14 protein-coding genes are annotated in these 21,935 nt (G+C 47.1%); 8 read left to right on the top strand and 6 right to left on the bottom strand.

What is annotated here, in order from left to right:
• Window positions 1-63: 63 nt before the first annotated feature.
• The gene (locus RIE73_RS19365; protein WP_446402735.1) at window positions 64-492 is read right to left on the bottom strand and encodes an NfeD family protein; all 429 of its coding nucleotides are present in this window, start codon (window positions 490-492) and stop codon (window positions 64-66) included.
• Between the two features lie 301 nt (window positions 493-793).
• Here RIE73_RS19365 and RIE73_RS19360 point away from each other — a divergent pair, with 301 nt between their 5' ends.
• A complete protein-coding gene (locus tag RIE73_RS19360) occupies window positions 794-2,764 on the top strand; it encodes a PP2C family protein-serine/threonine phosphatase (RefSeq protein ID WP_446402734.1) in 1,971 nt (656 codons plus the stop codon).
• A gap of 5 nt (window positions 2,765-2,769) precedes the next feature.
• On the opposite strand, the gene RIE73_RS19355 is transcribed toward RIE73_RS19360, so the two are convergent.
• Entirely contained in the window at window positions 2,770-3,411 is a 642-nt protein-coding gene (locus RIE73_RS19355) for a TMEM165/GDT1 family protein (RefSeq protein ID WP_446402733.1), read from the bottom strand.
• Between the two features lie 1,025 nt (window positions 3,412-4,436).
• Between RIE73_RS19355 and gap the strand changes: the two genes are divergently transcribed.
• The 7 genes from gap (at window position 4,437) to RIE73_RS19320 (ending at window position 15,705) form a co-directional block, all read left to right on the top strand.
• Window positions 4,437-5,459, top strand: a complete 1,023-nt coding sequence (gene gap / locus RIE73_RS19350; RefSeq protein WP_446402732.1) for a type I glyceraldehyde-3-phosphate dehydrogenase — start codon at window positions 4,437-4,439, stop codon at window positions 5,457-5,459.
• A 60-nt stretch (window positions 5,460-5,519) separates the two neighbouring features.
• Window positions 5,520-8,660: a PAS domain S-box protein gene (locus RIE73_RS19345; RefSeq protein WP_446402731.1), complete on the top strand. Its 3,141-nt coding sequence runs from the start codon at window positions 5,520-5,522 to the stop codon at window positions 8,658-8,660.
• 192 nt (window positions 8,661-8,852) lie between these two features.
• On the top strand, window positions 8,853-10,466 hold the full coding sequence (locus RIE73_RS19340) for an ATP-binding protein (RefSeq protein WP_446402730.1): 1,614 nt from the start codon (window positions 8,853-8,855) through the stop codon (window positions 10,464-10,466).
• A 226-nt stretch (window positions 10,467-10,692) separates the two neighbouring features.
• On the top strand, window positions 10,693-10,980 hold the full coding sequence (locus RIE73_RS19335) for a hypothetical protein (RefSeq protein WP_446402729.1): 288 nt from the start codon (window positions 10,693-10,695) through the stop codon (window positions 10,978-10,980).
• Between the two features lie 102 nt (window positions 10,981-11,082).
• A complete protein-coding gene (locus RIE73_RS19330; RefSeq protein WP_446402728.1) occupies window positions 11,083-11,328 on the top strand; it encodes a hypothetical protein in 246 nt (81 codons plus the stop codon).
• 215 nt (window positions 11,329-11,543) lie between these two features.
• Window positions 11,544-12,116: a zinc ribbon domain-containing protein gene (locus RIE73_RS19325; protein WP_446402727.1), complete on the top strand. Its 573-nt coding sequence runs from the start codon at window positions 11,544-11,546 to the stop codon at window positions 12,114-12,116.
• A gap of 436 nt (window positions 12,117-12,552) precedes the next feature.
• Window positions 12,553-15,705, top strand: coding sequence for a transglutaminase family protein (locus RIE73_RS19320; protein ID WP_446402726.1), 3,153 nt, complete (start codon window positions 12,553-12,555; stop codon window positions 15,703-15,705).
• A gap of 184 nt (window positions 15,706-15,889) precedes the next feature.
• Here the strand turns inward: RIE73_RS19320 and RIE73_RS19315 are convergent, their stop codons facing one another.
• The 4 genes from RIE73_RS19315 to RIE73_RS19300 form a co-directional block, all read right to left on the bottom strand.
• Window positions 15,890-16,036 (bottom strand): hypothetical protein, encoded by a 147-nt coding sequence (locus tag RIE73_RS19315; protein ID WP_446402725.1) that lies wholly within the window; start codon window positions 16,034-16,036, stop codon window positions 15,890-15,892.
• Window positions 16,037-16,132: 96 nt separating this feature from the next.
• Window positions 16,133-16,900, bottom strand: a complete 768-nt coding sequence (locus RIE73_RS19310) for a YbjN domain-containing protein (protein ID WP_446402724.1) — start codon at window positions 16,898-16,900, stop codon at window positions 16,133-16,135.
• Window positions 16,901-16,967: 67 nt separating this feature from the next.
• On the bottom strand, window positions 16,968-18,011 hold the full coding sequence (locus RIE73_RS19305; protein ID WP_446402723.1) for a hypothetical protein: 1,044 nt from the start codon (window positions 18,009-18,011) through the stop codon (window positions 16,968-16,970).
• A 17-nt stretch (window positions 18,012-18,028) separates the two neighbouring features.
• A complete protein-coding gene (locus tag RIE73_RS19300; RefSeq protein ID WP_446402722.1) occupies window positions 18,029-21,865 on the bottom strand; it encodes a hypothetical protein in 3,837 nt (1,278 codons plus the stop codon).
• Between the last annotated feature and the right edge of the window lie 70 nt (window positions 21,866-21,935).

The following is a 21,935-nucleotide window of genomic DNA, read 5'->3' as shown; positions in this document are numbered from 1 at the left end:
CCTCCTAAAAGTTTGATACTATGCCACCAGCTAAGAGTAGCCAGTGTTGTTCAAATGGAAAATTTAAAGTAAGAGATTCTGGGGAACGACAATGAGTGTGTTACCTTGACGGCGGACAACGTATACCTTTTGGTTGGGTTCAATCACCGCCGTCTCATCATCACACCGCGCTTGCCAGGAATTGCCTTCATAGAGGATGCGTCCTGTTTCTCCGGCAGGAATTTCGGTCAGGGTGCGAGCTTCTACAGCATCAAGACGTTGGGCTACTTTAGCCGGGGGGAGGATGCGACGGGATGCAATCACCAGCGCCGTGGATAGCACCAACCATAGCACTACTTGCACCGGAAACAGGGGAATGATTAACGCCACCAGCGCCACGACTAACGCGCTAATTCCCATGGTAAAGGCAACGAATGCCGTCGGGACGAATAGTTCCACCAGACAAAGCATTGATCCTGCCAGGAGCCAAAGTAGGGATGGATTGAGTGACATATAAAAATCCAGTGTATCCTGGGTTGAAAGGATTTTATTCTTCTAGTTTAGTTTGTTATTGTGCCATTCTTGGCAAGCAAGGGGAGCAATGTAGAGACGTGCCATGGCGCGTCTGGGAAGCTAGGGGAGCAACAGCTTATGAAAATTGGTCAACAACAACGGACAAACTATAGACACAGCGCCGTGTTTTGATTATGCTTATTAGTTCTAGGGGAATGACGGGAATTAAACTCGGAGTTGGAGAGCTTGGTATTGGAATACTTCAGTTGCCAATTCATTCCAGAATTATTTTTTAAGATTTATGAGTACTGATCAGCCACCAATTCATCATTATCTGTGGGCAATGGGTGCAACGGCGGCATCGATCCCGGTGGGGGACGTTGTTGCACAACGGTATCAAGTCGTCGCGCCGCAAATTTGGCTGGATCTGCACCCAGAGGAGTTACCCCAGGTTCCCGATCGCTTAAGTGGCATATTCCTCTCTTATCTCCGCCTCTATCCCCATCGTCTGCACGTTCCGGAGGTTTATGGTGTTTGTTCTGGGACGGATTCTGAAGTAAATACGCCGATTATTTTGCTGGATAATGCACCAATTGACAACAAGGGTGAACTCTATCCAGCCATCACCACAGCCTGGTCAAACGCCTCGCCTGTGCGTCAGATCTATTGGTTATGGCAAATTCTAGAATTATGGCAACCCTTAGCTGAATTAGGCGTAGCCGCTACCCTGGTTGATCCTGAACAGGTGCGAGTCGAAGGCTGGCGGGTGCGACTACGGGAACTGGTGAGGAATGGGACGAGTGATTCTGAGTCCACATCTATCCCTGGGTCAATGAGTCGTCACAAAAAGGACTCCTCAACAGGTGCATCCAGAGGGACAACCACCCTACCTCATTCCCGAACTCAGGCGAGTCTGCAACAGCTCGGAAAATGCTGGGAATCCTGGTGTAAAACGGCATCTGTGACGGTGGCGGCTCAACTGCGAGATATCGCCCAACAAATGCAAACACCGAATCCCTCATTTGAGGCGATCGCCGCGCAGCTTAATCAGCTTCTGTTGACGCAATCGTCCCAACTTCCCCTGCGTTTAGAGGTAGCGGGACTCACGGATACGGGACCTTTACATGACCACAACGAGGATAGCTGCTATCCCCTGCGATCAGATCTGACTCCAGAACCCGATCCCCTGATCCCCCACCTCTCCATCGTCTGTGATGGAATTGGTGGACATGAAGGCGGTGAAGTCGCTAGCCACATGGCAACCCAGTCGGTGAAAATCCAGGTGAGGGCATTGCTAGCGGAGTTACTTGAAGATCCGGAACTGATGAGTCCGAGTTTAGTCGCCCAACAGCTAGCGGCGATTATGCGCGTGGTGAATAATTTAATTGCCTCCTGCAACGATCAACAAGAACGAGAATCCCGGCGGCGCATGGGTACAACTGTGACTCTTGCCCTACAATTGCCACAAACGGTGATTCAATCCGATAGCGAAGGCAATAGTCACGAACTCTACATTGCCAATGTTGGAGATAGTCGTGCCTATTGGATTACTCCCGACTACTGCCAACAGCTTACCGTGGATGATGATGTGGCAACGCGAGAAGTTAGGATGGGGCGTAGTTTGTACCGTCATGCCTTACAGCGTCCTGATTCAGGTGCATTGACCCAAGCGATCGGAACCAAGGATGCGGAGTCTCTCTATCCCCATGTCCGGCGTTTTATTTTAGAGGAAGATGGTTTATTGTTGCTCTGTTCCGATGGTGTCAGTGATAACAATTGGCTAGAGTCGGTGTATGCGGATTTCGCTAACGATGTGTTCAGTGGCAAGCTATCCCTAGAAGCAGCGGTGCAGTTTCTGGTGGATCAGGCAAATCAACGGAATGGTTATGATAATGCCTCCGTTGTTCTCACCTATTGTGGTGTTTCGCCGCAATATCCGGTGGTCTTGAATTTGGACGGATTACAACTGGAAAAAAATGCCCAGACTATCGAGTTAGAGACTGAAATGCCAGCCACAGAGGAACCTGTCGCCGGGGAGGACGAGGAAATGTCCGAACCCATAGAGGTTGAAGCCACATCCTCTAGTCAGGATTGGTTCAAGATCATCTTAGGCGTTTTTGGCATCCTGGTGATTATCCTCTCGGCTGGCGCGGCTGTATTCATCGCCCAGTGGCTACTCAATCCCCAAGCATTCCAACAAATGCGCGATCGCTTTTCACCTCCTCAACCGATAGAACAACCGGAGTCTGTACCCGACTCGCCATCTCCCTGATCTGATTAAACTATTTGTGACATCGCTACTGTGCCGAAAATCAAAAATAGCACTCCTCCTAACGCCGTCACCCATTTTTCAGAAATTTGTCCCGCAATTAATCGTCCGCCAATTACCGCGATCGCGGTACAAATCCCATGACCTAAAATTGCCCCCACAGTAACGCCAATCGGTTGATGGGCGGCGGCTAAGGCGATGGTGCTGATTTGGGTGCGATCGCCCCACTCCGCCAGAAATGTCATGGTAAAGGCTTGCAGTAGAATCGCGAAATTGGCAGACTGTAACTTGTCTTTGGTTGAACCTGCGATCGCGCCATTCTTATTTTGCTTGGCGACTTCCACCGCCGCTTCCTTTGCGCCTGTATTTTCTGCTTGAGCAGGCATTTGACTGGCATCATACAATAGCTTAAAGCCAAATCCTAAAAATAAGGCAATTTCCCCATACTGGATATAATAGTCAGGCAGCAATGACACCACCTGTCCCAATAATACGGATAGTACTGTCATCGCTGCTAACGCCGCTAGGACTCCCAAAAAGACCAGCCGCCGCGAATGACGCATGGACAAGATGACGCCAATAAAAAACGTCTTATCCCCTAACTCAGAAATCGTAATTAGTAATAATCCGGCGGTAAATGCGGCTAACATTCTCTCAAGCTCCTTAACCAATTGCCGTTGATGGAGCTTGATGAGAAAAGGCAGACCCCACCAAGCTCACGTCAACTTGTGAACTCAGTGAAAGTCTCGCTACCAAGGAACTAGCTATTCAGATCAGATTCTGTAGATTCAAATAACCTGATGCTTCAATCCCTTGTCACCTGAACCAGGCTCATCACCAGTATGTTGATTCAGGTATCCTGGTAATGTTTGACCAAGAGCTACTCCCTTTCATTCTTTTTTAAGATAGCATAATTTAGTTTTTTGATCGAGTATTATCAGAGATTCTATTCAGAAGCTATTTTCCATATCTGTTCATTTTTAATTCATATTGATTTCATTTTTTAAACGAAGTAGTCTGACAAAATTCCTTAATATACCGTAGGGTGGGCATTGCCCACCTTTGGTGTCAACTTAAGCGACAAACCTGATCCAGTTTCCCTAGCACGACTTGCACAGAAGCGAAAGATTACCTTCTCTTAACTTGCTCCATCAGGATTATTTGTTATGGTATAAAGTTTTCTTCATCATCCAGATTCCCGTTCCCCAGAGAGTAAGTCGGTAGATAACTCTCTTCCAGAAGGATAATGGAGCTACTCAACGGCTCAGGGTAAGCTCATCAATCAAGTTTTTCAATCGTAGAGATAGAAACAGGCAACATCCGTCTATACCTGATCAGCTTGACTAAATTTTCAGTATCAGTTGTAGCAAATTTAGGTTCAAAGTCCTGGACAATGATTCTCCAAAAACCAATTGACGAATCTTGCCGAAACCTGCAAGCTTGAAAAGAACTGACAATCCGTCTATAAACAGTAAGGGATAGCTAACCCTTAAATAGGGAGCAGTCTAAAGAAAACCTAAACAAGACGCGGGTAGAGTTCATGTCAGATGGTCAGACGAATGCTGCGTCAGAACGCTGACATTAGCTGATACTTACTTGGTAGGCTCCCCTTTGACGCTGTACCCTAGAGCATACCCTGGCATACTCTGTACAACTTAACCAAAAGGAGAATTTCATGGCACCTATCAAAGTCGCTATTAATGGATTTGGTCGCATCGGACGCCTAGTTTTCCGGGCTGGACTAGAAAACCCCAATATTGAGTTTTGCTGCATTAACGACCTGGTTCCACCAGAGGGTATCGCCTATTTGCTAAAGTACGACTCCACCCATGGTCGGTTCAACGGTACGGTAGAAGCCAAACCCGACGCCATTGTGGTCAATGATAAGGTGATCCCCTGCGTCTCGATCAAGAATCCAGAGGAACTACCCTGGAGTAAATACGGCGTCGAGTATGTAGTTGAGTCCACAGGTCTATTTACCACCTATGACGGTGCATCCAAGCACCTCACCGCCGGGGCGAAGCGAGTCGTCATCTCGGCTCCCACCAAAGAAAAAGACCCGGAAAAAGTCCCTACTCTCTTGATGGGTGTGAATCATCAGAGCTACGATCCCAACAAGCATACGGTCGTATCCAACGCCAGTTGTACCACCAACTGCCTTGCTCCCGTGGCTAAAGTCATTCAAGACAACTTTGGTTTGGCAGAAGGTCTAATGACCACCGTTCACGCCATGACCGCTACCCAACCCACCGTAGACGGACCGAGTAAGAAAGACTTGCGGGCGGGACGTAGTGCGGCGCAAAACATTATCCCCGCCTCTACGGGTGCAGCCAAAGCCGTTACCTTGGTTCTACCGGAACTCAAAGGCAAACTCACCGGGATGGCATTCCGCGTACCCACGCCCGATGTCTCGGTGGTTGACCTCACCTTCCGTACTGATAAAGCCACCAGCTATCAAGAAATCTGTGACGCGATGAAGAAAGCCTCGGAAGGAGAACTCAAAGGGGTTCTGGGATATACGGAGGATTCCGTTGTGTCCACAGACTTCACCACCGATCCTCGTTCTAGCATCTTTGACGCGGGGGCGGGTATGGAACTCAACTCCAACTTTTTCAAAGTCGTGGCGTGGTATGACAACGAGTGGGGCTATTCTAATCGCATGATTGACCTGATCCTGTCCATGGCAGCGAAAGGATAGATCATTCTCGACAAAATCAACATAATAGGACTTACGCTTGCTTGACGGCATATTCGATGGGTGCGATCGCGCTCTTTTCTCATCCCGAATCCCTGGGAAGAAAGCCAGCCAAATGCTCCTCAAACTCTCCTCGCCACGATTACTGAAGATATTACCGAAGACAAACAGGTTGAGGAGACACTCAATCAGCGAGAACAGGAATTTCAAGCCCTGCTGGATCATTCGCCCGATATTGTCGCTCGATTTGACCGCCATCTGCGTCATGTCTACGTCAACCCCGTCATTGAAGAGGAAACGGGTATTCCCTATCAGGAGTTTTTAGGGAAAACCCACCGGGAATTAGGAATGCCAGAAACTCTTATTCCCATCTGGGAGGACTCCTTACAAACAGTGTTTCAAACGGGTGAGGAAAATGAGAGTGAATTCACGTTCTTAACCCCCCATGGACAACGGTATTACCAATCCCGTCTGGTTCCCGAATTTGCCCCGGATGGTTCCGTCGAATTTGTCCTCAGCGTGTGCCGCGATATTACCGACATTCACCAGGCTCAACAAGCGGTGCGTGACAGTGAAGCCCGTTTCCGCACGGTATTTGAGTTAGCACCCATTGGGATGGCGATCGCCAATACTCAAGGGCGGGTTCTGCATACTAATCAGGCGCTGCAAGATATCCTCGGCTACAGGGCTGATCACTTATTAAATCAGCCGTTCCATCTGTTTATCCATCCCGATGAGATAACCCAGTGCTATCAAGACTTACATAAACTGATCACCGGAGAAATTACTCACATAAACGCCGAAAAACGCTATATTCATCACCAAGGTCATCTAGTCTGGGTGCATGTGTCAGCGTCAGCCGTTCGGGGCGCGAATGGGTTATCCGAGTACACGATCGCTCTGATTCAAGATATTAGCGATCGCAAACAAGCCGAATGCCTGCTGCAACAGGCTCATCTCCATTTAGAACAACGAGTCAGCGAACGCACCGCCGAACTCGAACAAACGAATACTCGCCTCCAGCAGGAAATTACTCACCGTCAAACCATAGAGATACAATTACAACAAGCCAAAGAGCAACTGCAAGCAGTTTTGGATGCAGTGCCCGGTTGCGTCTCCTGGATGAGTCGCCAAGGACGATATCTGGGAGTTAATCAATTTTTGGCAGATAGGTTCAACCTGTCACCGGACGACTTTGTCGGTCAACCCCTCGGCTTTCTCAATAGTAATCCGACGTTTGTCAACTATATTGAGCAGTTTATCGCGAGTGCGGCTCAAACTGACCAAAAGATTCTGGAAATTAACATCAATGGTTCCTGTCACTATCACCTAATTGCCGCTCAAAAATATCAGCAAGGAACCAATATTGTTTGTGTGGGCATTGATGTCACTCAGAGCCAAAAAGCCCAGCAAGCCTTGCAGAACCAAAAAGACTTCCTGCAAACCATCATTGACACCAACCCCAATATCATTTATGTCAAAGACCAAAACGGTCAGTATATTTTAGCCAATCGCAGGTTTGCCGAACATCGGGGGATTCCTGTCGAGGAAGTGTTGGGAAAAACAACCGCCCAACTCCATCATGATGCGGCAGATGTGGAACGCTTTCTGGCTGAGGATCAAGAGATATTGACCAGCTTACAGCCGAAGTTCATTCCCGAAGAGTTTTCCTGGGATCAAAACGGTAAAATTCGCTGGTATCAAACCATTAAAACTCCCTTGGTGGCTTCAGATGGACAGGTGACTCAAGTCCTCGGTGTGAGTACCGATATCACCGCCCGTAAACTGGCAGAGGATCTCTTACAACAAAGTGAAGCCCGCTTACGGCTTGCCCTCGATGCCGCCCAGATGGCAAAGTGGGATTGGAATTTGCAAACTGGAATGATTACTTGGTCTTATCGCCTAGAACAACTCTATGGATTGGCATTTGATCGTCCAGAAATTCCCTACGAAACCCTTTTAGAAAAAGTTCACCCAGACGATCAGGAACTGGTTCAGCAAAGCATGGAATGGGCGATTCAAACCGGGGAGGATTATGACCTTGAATATCGGATTATTTGGCCCGATCAGATTGTGCGTTGGATTCAAAGCAAAGGTCAGATTATTTATGATAAAACCAATCAGCCTATTTGGACAATTGGACTGAACCTAGATGTGACAGAACGTAAGCTGGCTGAAGAACAGCTACGCCAGCGTGAAGAACAATTACGGTTAGCCCTAGATGCGGCGCGTATGGGATTCTGGGATAGAAACCTGGAGACGGAACAAATTACCTGTTCCTATCACCTGCAACACCTGTATGGATTAGACGCCAAAACCACACAGATTAGCTACCAAACGTTTCTGGAAATGGTTCATCCCGATGATCGCGATCGTGTTCACCAAGCGGATCGACGAGCGATTGATGAGCAGGAAGATTGCTATGATATTGAATTTCGGATTATCAGAACCGATGGGAATCTGCGCTGGGTGGAAAGCAAATCTCAGGTATTTTATGATGAAACAAGTCAGCCTGTGCGGATGATGGGAATTAATCTGGATATCACGGAGCGCAAGCAGGCTGAAATCCAAATTCAAGCCTCTTTGCGGGAAAAAGACGTCTTGCTCCAAGAAATTCACCATCGGGTTAAAAATAATTTGCAGGTGATTTCCAGTCTTTTGGATTTACAATCTCAGTACATTACTGATCCAACCACAGTGGAACTGTTCCAGGAAAGTCAGAATCGGGTTAAGTCAATGGCGTTGGTGCATGAGAAATTGTATCAGTCTCAAGATTTTGCTCGGATTAACTTTGCCGAGTACATTGAGAACTTGACCAGTTATTTGTTTCAGATCTATATTTTTGAATATAACCAAGTTAACTTAGAGTTTTATATCCATGAGGTTAATTTATCGATCGATACCGCTATTCCCTGTGGTTTGATTATTAGTGAATTAGTGTCCAACGCGCTCAAATATGCCTTTCCCAAGGGTAGGGAAGGGACGATTGAGGTGATCCTGACCGCAGAACCTGAGGATCGCTGTCACCTAACCGTCAAAGATAATGGCGTCGGGTTCCCACCTGATCTGGAATTTGCCAACCCTAAATCATTAGGCTTACAATTAATTAATGTTTTGACTGAACAATTGGAGGGTGATCTCAGCTTTAACCTGGATCAGGGAACAGAAGTGAATATTAGTTTTCCAATCGAAACCTGTAACTAAACTGTAGAGACGTGTCATGGCACGTCTATCTTACAAAAGCAAAAGGGCGAAGGTGCAGGCTCCCTCGTGATTCATCCGAGGGATGAAACTTATTGGGCATAACTTCCTCTGGTGTTAAATGCCGAAAAAAAAATCAACTCAAAGATAAGTTAATCTTATTTTATTATCTATTTGTATTTTTAAATTAAACCAATGGTTAAAGCAAAAATATTAGTCGTTGAAGATGAAAGAGTTGTCGCCCTCAGCATTCAAAATCGACTAGAAGCCCTCGGATATACTGTAACCGCCAATGTGATATCTGCCGAAGCCGCGCTCGCCGGAATCCCTCAAAATCCTCCCGACTTAGTGCTAATGGATATCCGGCTCAAAGGCAAGATTGATGGCATTGAAGCGGCGGCGCAAATGCGCCAGCAGTTTCAACTCCCTGTGATCTATCTGACTGCCTATAACGATGAGGAGACGCTGGAACGGGCTAAATTTACCGAACCCTATGGTTATTTACTCAAACCCTTTGAATCCAAAGATTTATCCACCACGATTGAAGTAGCGCTCTACAAACATAAAATGGAGCAAAAGCTTCGGGAACGAGAGCAATGGCTAACCACAACACTAAAAAGTATCGGTGATGCAGTCATTACTACTGATCCGCAACAGGCAATCACATTTATGAATCCAGTGGCTGAAGCGCTAACAAAATGGACGCAGCAAGATGCCTTGGGTCAAGATTTGAATCAGATATTTCTGGCCATTAATGAAACGACACGAGCAGCCGTTCCTAACCCAATTACTCTGGCTCTACAACAAGGGACAACCGTCAGCCTAGAAAATCATACACTGCTGATTAATAAAGAGGGTGAAGAAATTCCCATTGATGATAGCGCGGCTCCCATTAAGAATGAGAGCAAGCAAATTATGGGAGCTGTATTGGTGTTCCATGATGTGATTGAGCAACGGCAAATCCAAGCCTTGCTAGAGCGTAATAATGCCGACTTAGAACAAAGAGTCGCTGAAAGTACAGCCCAATTAAGACAGCAGAACCAACAACTAGAAGCAGAAATTGCCCGACGCCAGCGCCTAGAAGAGGAATTACGGGTAGCCTTAGCTAGAGAGCGAGAATTGAGCCAATTAAAATCTCGAATTGTTGCCACCGTATCTCATGAGTACCGTACTCCCCTGACGACAATCTTGTCGTCTACGGAAATGCTAGAACGATATAGCGATCGCTTGACGCCGGAGAAAAAACAAACCCATTTCCAACGGGTTAAACAGTCAGTTGAACATCTGACGAATCTAGTCAACGATATGATTTTCATTGAGCAAGCCGAAACTCAAGCCCTAGAATTTAATCCTACTTTGGTTAATGTTGAGGAACTGGTGGGCGAGGTGATTGAAGTGGTTCGTCCCAAATTTACTGGAAAACATCGACTAAATCTGATCTGCCCGAGTGAGTGCGATCGCATCTTGGATGGCAACCTACTCCGGCTCATTCTGGATAACTTATTGTCTAATGCGATCAAATATTCTCCAGAGGGAGGATTAATTGAGGTAGAAATCAGTCCTCAAGCCCAGGAAATACGGCTGCGAGTCGCTGACGAAGGCATTGGCATTCCCCCGGATGATCAAGGAAAATTATTCAAGGCATTCTATCGCGCCAGTAATATCGGCATTACCCCTGGTGTGGGCTTGGGATTAGTGATTGTGAAAGAATGTGTAGAATTGCATCAGGGTAGAATCGAGTTCGAGAGTGAAGTTAGCACAGGAACCACGTTTACGGTAATCTTGCCCGTGGCGGAATCAGGGGGATGAGGAGTGACACACCCAGAAACCGTAGGGGCGCACGCTCCGTGCATTGGTGTCAACTTAAGCGCTAAAAGCAGGGGGAGCAGGGGGAGCAGGGGGAGTAGAGATACTTTCGCCTGCCAAGTTCGATCAGGCAATTGATTGAAGTGATTCCGTTTCAGCATATTTTCACGTAAAATCGAAACATAAGTACATAATTAGAACTAAAACGCAACAGGGGCATCTGTCACCGATGGAAAGTAAAAGCACTCAAAGTCAGCCAGATATGAAAAAACCTGAAATGCAAATGAGACGGATTACCAGTTATCAGGCACTGTGGAGACCCCTGGAAAATAAAGGTCATTTTTGGTTTACCTATTTTGATGGTGACAGAGAACGCACAGCAGATTTAGACGCCGACAGTTTCCGAATCATGCTCGATATCTTAGATACAGAAAAGCCAATTTTCGGTGATCACTCCACCTCGGCTGTTGCCGTCCATTGGCCCGATAATGATATCCAGACTGGCGCATGGGCTTAATAATTAGGGGGGCTGCCGACACCGCCAGAGTGAAGCAGGAAGTAAGCATCAAGGTTAGATTTGACTAGGGTTGACTAGCTTTGAGTAGGTCTTATGTAACGGATGAAACGAATTACCAGCTATCAGGCATTGTGGAAATCTCTGGAAAATAAAGGTCACTTTTGGTTTACTTATGCCGATGGTGAGCAAGAACGCACCATTGATTTAGATGCCAAAAACTTCCAGATGATTCTGGAAATGCTGGGAACCCAGAAGCCAATTTTTGCCGATCGCACCACCTCAACGGTAGAACTACACGGGGCAGTTTCCCAGAAACGCCTAGAGGTTCCGCTGAAGGATTCGCCGTGAGGAGGGCAGCTGGGGCAGCTGGGGGAGTAATGTTCGGATTAAAAGTTTTAGTCCACTTTAGTGGACTTGAGCTTTTAGCCCGGAGTTTGAACTCCGGGCGGGTGTCGGGGCGTACTGCTGATGGGACTTGATCTAACACAATTGTTAAGAAGTTTCACCAATGATGCCGTTCCCCGGAATAATGATATAAGGAGAATTTTATTGGAGAGGTTGTTATGGCTTACGTATGCGAGATAGGCACGGGCCACAGAGTTTACCTCGATAATCAAGGCACACAGACCATTGTCACCACCCTCAGTGGGAGTCCCGGACAGCAGCAACAAGCCAGTAACGGGTTTCAAACCGGAAACTGGACATCACCGCCGGAGGTATTCCGCACGCCTAACGGTGTGGTGTTAAAGATTTCTACAGCCCAAGGAGATCATTTTATCCAAGTGCAAGGAAGCAGCATGAGCGTAACCAGTGGAACTCCGTCTATGGGTAGTTCCCAACAAATGCAAGTGCAGCAAGTCGATAGCACACCCGCTTCATCAACGCCTTCAATGGAACCGATGCAGCCGATGGAACCGATGAAGCCGATGGAACCGATGAAGCCGATGAATATGGGAGACATGCAAATGAATATGAACCCCATGGAAATGCGGATGGGCAATATGGAGATGCGGATGGGATCACCAGCGTCATCCTCGTCTTCAGCGCAAAGCAGTAAACGCTTTTGCCCGCAATGCGGCTCATCTCTAACACCGAGCGATCGCTTTTGTTCAAGTTGCGGACATCAGCTAAATTAACTGCGATCGCAGAAACTCGAACAAGGTAAACCATCGATTGTCAAGTCATCGTGGTGTAGCATAACTAATTCGGTGGATTAGATTCCGTTGGGTTTCCTTGCGTCAACCCAACCTACAACTTCCATCCAGAAACCGTAGGGGCGCATAGCGTGCGCCCATAAAATCGACAAAACTAATCCACCATTTTAGGTGTGTCAATCCAGTCGATTGGATTTAACTCAGATCTTGCCATTATGTAGGTTGGGTTTCGACTTCGCTCAACCCAACAAACTCTGGTTTGCTTCCAAACTCTAACCCAACCTAAGCCTTAACATAAGTAGTCGGACAAAACTAATGTTAAGGGTTGGGATGAGGCAACAGGCATAACAAATGACGAATGACAAATGACATAAGACGAATGACATAAGACAAATGACGAATGACAAAAGGATGACCAATGCCCATTAAAGTTAGCCTAAATCATCAACTTGCTTATCACTTCCAGCGCCCCGTTATTCTTGGTCCTCACACCCTAGGATTACATCCATCTCCTCACTGTCGCACACCCATTCAAAGTTATTCTCTAACCATCCAGCCTCAAGAGCATAGTTTAACCTGGCAAAATGATCCCTACGGGAACCGCCTAGCCCGCTTAAATTTCCCCAAACCTACCGATATTCTCGCAATTGAAGTCGATATTATTGCCCAACTGCAACCAATTAATCCCTTCAATTTCTTAGTTGAACAGTATGCTGAACGCTATCCCTTTAACTATGATCCCCAGCTTCAAAAAGAACTGAGTCCATTTTTAGAGATAAAAGAATCAGGTGAACTCTTATCAGCTTGGCTAGAAACTCATCGCAAAACTAACATCTATATTACCGGATTTTTAGGATCTATTAATCAACAGCTTGCCCAGGATGTCACCCATACGATTCGCTTAGAAGCCGGGATTCAATCCTGCGAAGAAACCCTGACCAAAAAAGTCGGTTCCTGTCGCGATACCGCCTGGTTATTGGTGCAAATCTTACGGCATTATGGTTTAGCTGCCCGATTTGTTTCCGGCTATCTGATTCAACTCAAAGAAGACAATTCCCTTGTTGATGAACCCTCAGGCATCGAAGCGGATTGTGCCGATTTTCACGCTTGGGCAGAAGTCTATCTTCCCGGCGCTGGCTGGATTGGATTAGATCCTACATCCGGGTACTTGGCGGCGGAAGGACATATTCCTCTCGTCTGTACTCCTAGCCCAGAAGCCGCTTCTCCGGTGAGGGGAACCAGTGAACCCTGTCAGTCTCAGTTAGAGTTTGCGGTGAAGGTGTCGCGTCATGAGAACATCGCCAGCCCCAGTAAACCCTATACAGAAGCCCAATGGCAACAAATTGATAGCTTAGGTAAAGCCGTAGACGAAACCCTACACCGTGCAGGTGTGGGCTTAACCATGGGCGGTGAACCCACTTATGTCTCCATTGACGATTTTGAATCTCCCCAATGGCAAATCGCCGCCCTCGGTGACGAGAAACGCAAAATTGCCGGACAGTTACTCAAACGCTTAGAATCCCGGTTTTCTAAGGGCGGTGGATTACTGCATTATGGGTTAGGGAAATGGTATCCCGGTGAGATTTTACCCCGATGGGCATTGGGATGCTACTGGCGCAGTGATGGTACTCCGATTTGGCGGAATCGAGAGTGGTATGCAGAGGAAGGGAAGGATTATGGACATACAGCCAAACAGGGGGAAACATTTATTCAGGCGTTAGCGACGCATCTAGGTGTTAATCCTGAGTGTATTATTCCCGCCTATGAATATGAAGGGGACATTGGTGGGTATGTTTTACCAATATTACCTGTATTAAAAGATGAGCAATTGTATTGGAGTACCTGTCATTGGCGATTCCCCGATGAGAAGTTGAATCTTCTGGTTGGCGACTCTCCCGCCGGGTTCCGTTTACCCCTAAATTCCATCGATTGGTCTGAGGAATTGGTACAGGAAGGAATTGTCCCATTAGAGGCTAATTCAGCCCTACCCAGTCCGGAATTTATTGATTCGCCTGACAATAGCATTCGGATTGCGTTAAGTGTAGAAGTTCGCCAAGGAATTTTACATATTTTTCTCCCCCCTTTGACTTCGGCGCGAACTTTCTTAGATTTAATTACCGCGATTGAAGAAACGGCGGCAAAGGTAAAAATCCCAGTATTAATTGAAGGCTATACACCTCCTGGTAATGGGGGAATTGAAGGGTTTCAAATTACGCCTGATCCGGGTGTAATTGAGGTGAATATTCATCCAGCCGGAAATTGGCAAGAATTGGTTGATATTACCACAATCCTGTATGAAGAGGCACGGCTTTGTCGTTTGGGAACCGAAAAATATACTTTAGATGGACGGCGGGTGAGTACGGGGGGCGGCGCTCATATTACGATTGGCGGCAAAACGCCCTTAGACAGTCCTTTATTGCGACGTCCGGATTTACTCAGGAGTTTGATTAGTTATTGGCAAAATCATCCCAGTTTGTCCTATTTATTTGCAGGGTTATTTGTCGGACCCACCAGTCAATCGCCCCGTGTGGATGAGGCAAGACATGAGAGTTTGTATGAGTTAGAGATTGCCTTTCAAACGTTACAACCGGGGGAGAAGGTAGCGCCGGAATTAGTAGACAGGCTGTTACGGAATCTCTTAGTTGATGTAACCGGAAATACTCACCGCAGCGCTTTCTGTATTGATAAGCTGTATCCGGTAGAAAATTACCGCAATCAGTTGGGATTATTAGAATTTAGGGCGTTTGCCATGCCCCCTCATTGGAGAATGAGTTTACTGCAAATGCTGCTAATTCGGGCGCTAGTGGCGTGGTTCTGGGAGCATCCCTATACCCAGAACTTAATTCGCTGGGGTACGATGTTGCATGATCGCTTTCTGTTACCGTATTACATCGGCGAGGATTTACGGCAGGTAATCAGGGAGTTACAGGAGGCGGGATATCCGTTTCAATGGGAGTGGTTTGAGCCGTTTTTTGAGTTCCGGTTCCCGCGCTATGGCGAGATTAGCCGAGAGGGAATTGAGTTAGAATTACGACACGCGATCGAACCCTGGCACGTTTTAGGGGAAGAAACGGGTACTGGTGGAACCGCTCGTTATGTAGATTCTTCCATGGAACGGATACAGGTGAGACTGCGGGGAGCGATGGGACATTCGCCCAATCGAGATAATTTTTCATCCCGTTATCAAGTGACTTGTAATGGGTATCCGGTGCCATTAAAGTCTACCGGAATACCGGGAGACTATGTGGGTGGGGTACGCTTCCGTGCCAGGGAATATGCGGCGTTATTGCATCCTTCGATTAATTCTCATTCGCCATTAGTCTTTGACATTGTAGATACTTGGACGCAACGGTCAATTGGCGGCTGTCGCTATCATGTTAATCATCCCAATGGCATCGTTTATGATAAGTTTCCCGTTAATCACCGGGAAGCGGAGTCACGGATGTTGGAACGGTTTATCTCCGAGAATCATACACCTGGAATAATTTCCATTCCACCCTTATCATTGAGTCCGGAATATCCGTTGACATTAGACTTGCGACGGGTGAATTCATTTAAGAAAGAGACATAACTTGAATGGCACTGAAATAAGCATTTTTGTATCGCCGAAACCTTTGATCTACCGTAGTGGCGTGGCACACCTTAATTGGTGGATTAGCATTGTAGGGGCGCATGGCGTGCGCCCGGTTTAAACGTCAATCTATTCCACAATTTTAGCTGTGTCAGTCCGCCATCGTGGGCATTGCCCACCAGCTTTAAGTCATATCATGTCCGTCCAAACAGTCATTATTCCCTTGTACCTTGCAACCTTCCTCCTTCCCTTGGAGCCCTTCTGCCTTCTGCCTTCTGCCTTGTCTCAACCGATAGTGTAAGTATTCCACCGGACATGATATCAGTGGCATTCGACATAACTTGATAAAATCCTGTTTGTCGTAGGCGAGAGAAGCGCTGAAGGCAAGAGGACTAAAGTCCTCACTACAAACATACCACTGCCTTGATTATCGTTCTGATGACGATGGTTGTTCATTGGTTTCGAGTTGTTTCTCAACCAGATCAAGCGCATCTTTAGCTGTTAGATTTTGTTCTAGGATAGCCAGAATACCAGGTAGGTATTGATCCATTGTCATGACATTGGTGTAGACCAGATTTTGCACCAGGGTAGGGGTGAGCCTATCTCCCTCAACGTCAATGCTGGTTTTATAGCGAATTTCACCATCATCGAAGTCGAGTTCAAAATTACCGAGAATCATGCCATAGTTAGCGCGGGTGAGAAATTCGGCAATAGTTGAGCGTTTATCTTCGGGAACAGCTTCAGGATAAAGGGAGTAAAATACACATTGGTCTTCTGCTTCTCTCGCCTTAGCAAGGCAGTGCCATTGACCGTTTTCACCCTGGAAGTTCAGGTATAGGATGGGTTCATCTTCGTCTTCAACGAGGGGCCACTCGTCAGCTTCAAAGAAGTTGAGCATAGCTTTATAAATGACTTGGTTCCCCGCACCGTCGGGATCAAGTTCCTCGCGAGCCGTTTTTGCCCAGTCTTGAAATGTGGCTTCGATAGCATCAATGAATTCGCCAGTGGCGTCTTGGGTGATGGCTTCAAATTCAGTATCTGCTAGTTGCTCAAGGGATTTGGTGATTTCCTCAAGGGTTTCAGTCGAGGTATCTTCGCTGAGTTCGTTAAAGTCGGGCAGGTTTTCCTTCGCCCAGTTTTCCAGGTAATGGCGAAGGGTTTGTTGAAAGTCTTCTTCGTATTGAGAATTTTGCACTGACAATACTATCAAGTTTTATATCTATACATCTAAGAGAGTAGAACTAAACAACTCACCCGGTATTTTATGCCAGAGTAACGTCTCTTACCTCTAAATTCACGTCGTAATGTTTTGCTGCACGCTCCAAATGAGGTAAAAGACAAGGCGAGCGAGGCGAGTCATGCACGACAATATGTACACATCGCTTGGTCTTAACTAATTCTTCTACTTGTTTCCAAATCACAGGATTCAAAGACATTTCTACAAGCCTCCAACTTTTATCAAGTTGGTCTAAAAACTGATAAGCGTTGACTTCATCATTAAAAAGGAGAGGGGCTTGCCAGCTCAGACCTAAGTAGTGATATACATATAGTTCCTGATTGCAAAGCTCAACTGCATCGAAGCCCAACCAGGTTTCAGGCGACTGCGTGTCAGGAATTGAATCCCATGAAGGTCGCTCGTGCTGACGCTCGTATATTATATCGCCATAATCTTGTGGATGTGCGCCTAGACGAAACAGATCTAATGATTCAACAGAATGATCACTGGATTTCTTAAGCTCCTTTTCTAATAAGATACCTAGTGGCAGGACAAATGTACTCAATACACTTGACCATAGAGGATGATCAGGACTGATAGCGAGATCAAAAAGGTAAGGTGTTGGTGATTTTCTGAAGCGATTTAGCCAATCTGAAACGCTTGTAACGTGACCTAGCTTACTTGGGGATTTGTTAAGATAAGAAGGGTTATCATTCACTAAGTTGATAACCACGCTTTGAAGAGCTTTCATCGTCCTATTAGCGAAAGGCTGTGTATTCGCTATTCTTTGCCACAGCTCTGATTGTTCATGCCCGTTTATATAAGCAAGTACTGATAAGCCCACTAGATCTGGCAATACGGTAGGATCTCCCAGAAATTTTTCATCAACTCTCTCTTGTAGAAACTCCAAAGATCTATTAGCTAGAGCCAATGAACGGTTGATAAGACTTCTATCTCCAGCAATCAAAGCAAGAAGACCAGGTTTCATCCCTAATGAGTTAGATTCTGGAAATGTTTCCCATTGTTCTACCAAACTTTTAGCTTTTCCGGATATTTTAAAACGATTAGAAACTATATTTATCCAACCCATTCTTACTTCTCCATAAGTTAAATAATTGTTTTTTTAATTTCTACGCTTATGTTACCAATTACACCTTTTATTTCAGTTTTAGACATTTTAAATCTATTTTTGAGTAAATTACTCAACTCATTTCTAATTCTTTCCTCCACCTTCTTTCTTGTGTTACCACTGATTGTCGCATTGCCAGCCAGAAAGTAAATGATTGTAACCTTGCCAGCTCTTAGGGCTGCATCAACTCTTTTAATTAGCTCTGCTCCCTCTTTGCGTTCTATGACTTGATTACGTAAACTAGCAATATTTGCTGTAAGGTTATCAGTAGTTGCCGACAAGGGGTTGTGTCGATAATGTCCACTTTTCTGTCTTGTACCAACTAATTCAGGTGGCACATATTTGATATACTCTGGGTGTTGACCGCCAGAATGCTTCGACTCACCTAGAACTAACCTCTCTTCTTGATCAGTTGGATCTAAGCCACCCGCATCCAAACCTCCTGAAGTTAAACCTTTATCATCCTCAACAAGCGAAATAAATTTTGGATTGTTGCTTGCTAAATAATCACGGGCAGCAGCTTCCGCTTTTTCTTTATTTTTATTGTCGTTAGCTTTAATCCATGTACCTTTTGTCGGACTGTTATCTTTTGGCCTCCAATACCATCGATTTCCTTCGCTGTCTGTACAATAATACCGAGTGCTTCCTCTCGCAGACTTCCCAAAGGCTTTTGAGAGAGGTGGAACAGCATTAGTTGGAGCCGATGGATTCAACTCGTTGACCTTGAGTAATGTGCTGTGGCCAACACCTACAACTTTGCGAGGGTTCATAACAGCGTTAATCACCCAGCCATTTCCTTGTTGAACTAATTGTAGCTTGCTAAATCTATAACGGACACGAATAAGCGCAAGACCAGCTTGGAAGCGAAGAGATGAAGATTGTTTTCCTCGGAACTTTGCTTTATATTTTTCTACTGAAGCAATACCTTTATCAAAACGCTCTTGTACTTTGCGTTTACGTTTCTCATCACGGTTTTCTTTATTGTTTTTGTTTTGTTTCTTGTTTTGCCTTCCTTTCTTCCCCTTAAACCGCTTCATCAAACTCTTCGCCAAGCCCTTCAGCTTACCTGCCACCTTCCGGGCTGCCTTGGCAATCTTGACAATGATGAAATTAGTAATAAAGTCCAGCAACACGATCGCGGCTGAAGCCAACAATGCCCCAAACTGAGGACCCGCCGCCCCTGTCTTGATCGCCTTCAAGAACTCGATGAAGCGTCCAAAGGCTTGAATAATCTGACTAACCGTGCCCCAAGCCGCCTGTAATCCCTGGATAATCGCCAATACTGCCCCAGCCGCAGGCACAATCATTGAGACGAGGCGCTCCAGCAAAACCCCAATAATAATCGTCGGTAACGCTTGCTTAACCGCCGTCCAAGCCATCTTGCCCACTTCTGCCATGGCGATACCGCCTTGGGTCAAGATCTTCCAAACGGCTGCACCTAAACCGAGAACTGCTTCTAATTTTTGATTGAACCAGGTTTGTACCTGTTCTTTGAAGGCACTCCAGAGGTGATTGCGAATACCATCCGATACCGCCGCCCCTAAATTACTAATCCATTGTCCGGGATTGGCAGCAATATCCTTCGCCAACACTGCAAAAGCACCCAAAGCTTTGGCAATCCCTTCACCAAACTTAATCGCCCCCATGACAACGCCTTGGTAGACGCTGACGACTGCTAACATTCCTTTCTCAAGCAAACCCAGGGCGGCATCTAGGGCGCCACCTAAAACATCCAAAGTTTTCTGAATTCCCTGATTCAGGTTTTCAGCTAGCTGATTAACCGTATCTTCTGCCTGCTGAACTTTTTTGGCGATCGCGCTACGCCATTTGTCTCGCAATCCGGGCCATTTTGCTAGAAGGGTATCGCCTAAAGCAATCAACGCATCTCCCACCCGACGGATGACAGCCACAATCGCTTTCCGTGCCGTTTCAATCGCGGCGGCTGCCAGCTTTTTAGCGGCTTCAATCGCTTTTCGCATCGCCGCACGAGCCGCTTCAAAGGCTTTCTGAATTGCTTTCTTAATCCCGTCAAAGAAGGCTTTTGCCTTGCTCGCTAACCAGCCAAATAACCCACTCGACTCTTCTTCCCCTTTCTGCTTCTCCGCCGCTGCTTGGGCTTCACCCTTCTGACGCTCGGCTTCTGCCTCGGTTTCGCCCTTTTCAATTTCCTTGGCAGCTTCAGCATCCCCTTCAGCTTGTTTGGTTTCTACCTCTTGCAGCCCTTCACTCACCAGTTTGTCGCCCTCTTGGCGCGACTGGCTGACTAAATCATCCTGTTCTTTGCTCCATTGACCTTGTAACTCAGCCACTTCGCCCTTTGCCTTTGTCCGCTCTTGGGCTTGTTGGGCGATATTGTCTTGTTTGAGTTGTTCAACCTCTTGCTGGGCAGTGGCTTGTTCCTCTGCCACCTTAGTAGCATGGTCTTGTTTCTTCGCCGCTAAATCACTTTGAGCTTGAGCAGCAGCCGCTTGAATCTCGCCCCCTTTCTCTTGTTGGGCGAAGATAGACGCGGCATCTCCCATACCATCTCCCCCAGCTCCAGTTGCCAGGGCAGCTCCAGCCCCAGCAGCAGCGCCTGCGGCTCCCCCACCAGCGCCTCCAGTAATCTGCGCTTTCAGGGTCTTTTGCGGTATCGTTGGTTCAATCTTCTCTACGCCCGTGGGTTTAGCCAGTTCTTGCTGCCCTTTGGCTTGGGCTTCGGTTAAGCTGGTTTCCAATTCAGCCCGTTGTTCCTGGGCTTTTTGCGGATCAGCATTGCCTTCCAGCGCCAGTTTCGGCGGGAGTCCTGCGGACACTTGATTCGCCCCTGGATCACGGACTGGCAATCGCGTCACTGATGCCTTTATGTTGCTGATATCAGCATCTGACAGTTTGCCTTCTTCATTCCCCTGCACAGGTGGTGCTGGTGCAGATACTTGGGGCGGAGCTTTTTCTGGAGGTAGGGGTTTAGGTTCGGGGACGGGTTTTTCTTGACCCTCGGCTTTTTTGGCGACGGGTTTAGGATTGTCGCCGCCTGAATCTGCTTTAACTACCGCCGATTTCCCGGTTCCTGGTAACGTATCGGCGGTAGGCGGATTGGCGGCGAGTTCAGATTTTTGTTTGCCAACATCATTCGAGACTGCTGCTGTAACACCCCCCAATGCAGATACCAATTGGGCAGGGGGCAAGCCACTCACCGCACCTAGGGCAGCCGCCGGATCAGCTTGGGAAACATCCGGTGGTGCTGGGGGAGGTGCAGATTCTGCGATCGCACCACCGCCTCCACCGCCTCCAGCCGGGAGACTGCCTGTAGCGGGTTCTTCTGCTAGGGCGGCGAGAGCCACATCTTTTTCGGCGGATGAGAGCTGGTTGCTTTCGGTATCTGTTTCTGGAGCCACTTCAGCCAATCGTTTCTCCATGGCATTGGCTTCAGCCTCTTCATCAACCGTCGCGGCTTCAACATCACCCCCGCCAGCACTGGCTCCCCCTGCGGCTCCGGCGCCACCACCTCCTCCGGCTGCGGCAGGACTACTGATGGCGGCTGCGGGAGCGGCAGTCTCAGGAGATTGAACTGAACCTGCATCAGATTGAACGGCTGATTTCGGAGCAGCCTCTTGTCCCGATTTTTCTGGATTTGCCCCAGGCTGTGGAGTTGGGGTATCAGCTTTTGTTGAGGGTGTCGAGGTTGGGCTTTCGGTTGCGACTTCGGTTGGTGTCGTTTGATCGCTCTCAGGATTGCCTTCTGTTGAGGGTGGGGTTCCGGTATCCATCTGAGATGCGGCAAGGGGACTCCCGTTATACCCGAAGCGGGTTAGCGGGAGGGGAATTGCCGCCAACTAATAAATTGTCCGATAGGGCATCAAAAGAAGTGAAGATTGATATTCATAACCGTCAGCCTTATGAATG

This window comes from Coleofasciculus sp. C1-SOL-03 (assembly GCF_040220555.1).
Lineage (GTDB): Bacteria > Cyanobacteriota > Cyanobacteriia > Cyanobacteriales > Coleofasciculaceae > Coleofasciculus.
The sequence above is the reverse complement of the archived record's forward strand: the minus strand, read 5'-3'. Positions and strand labels throughout refer to the sequence as shown.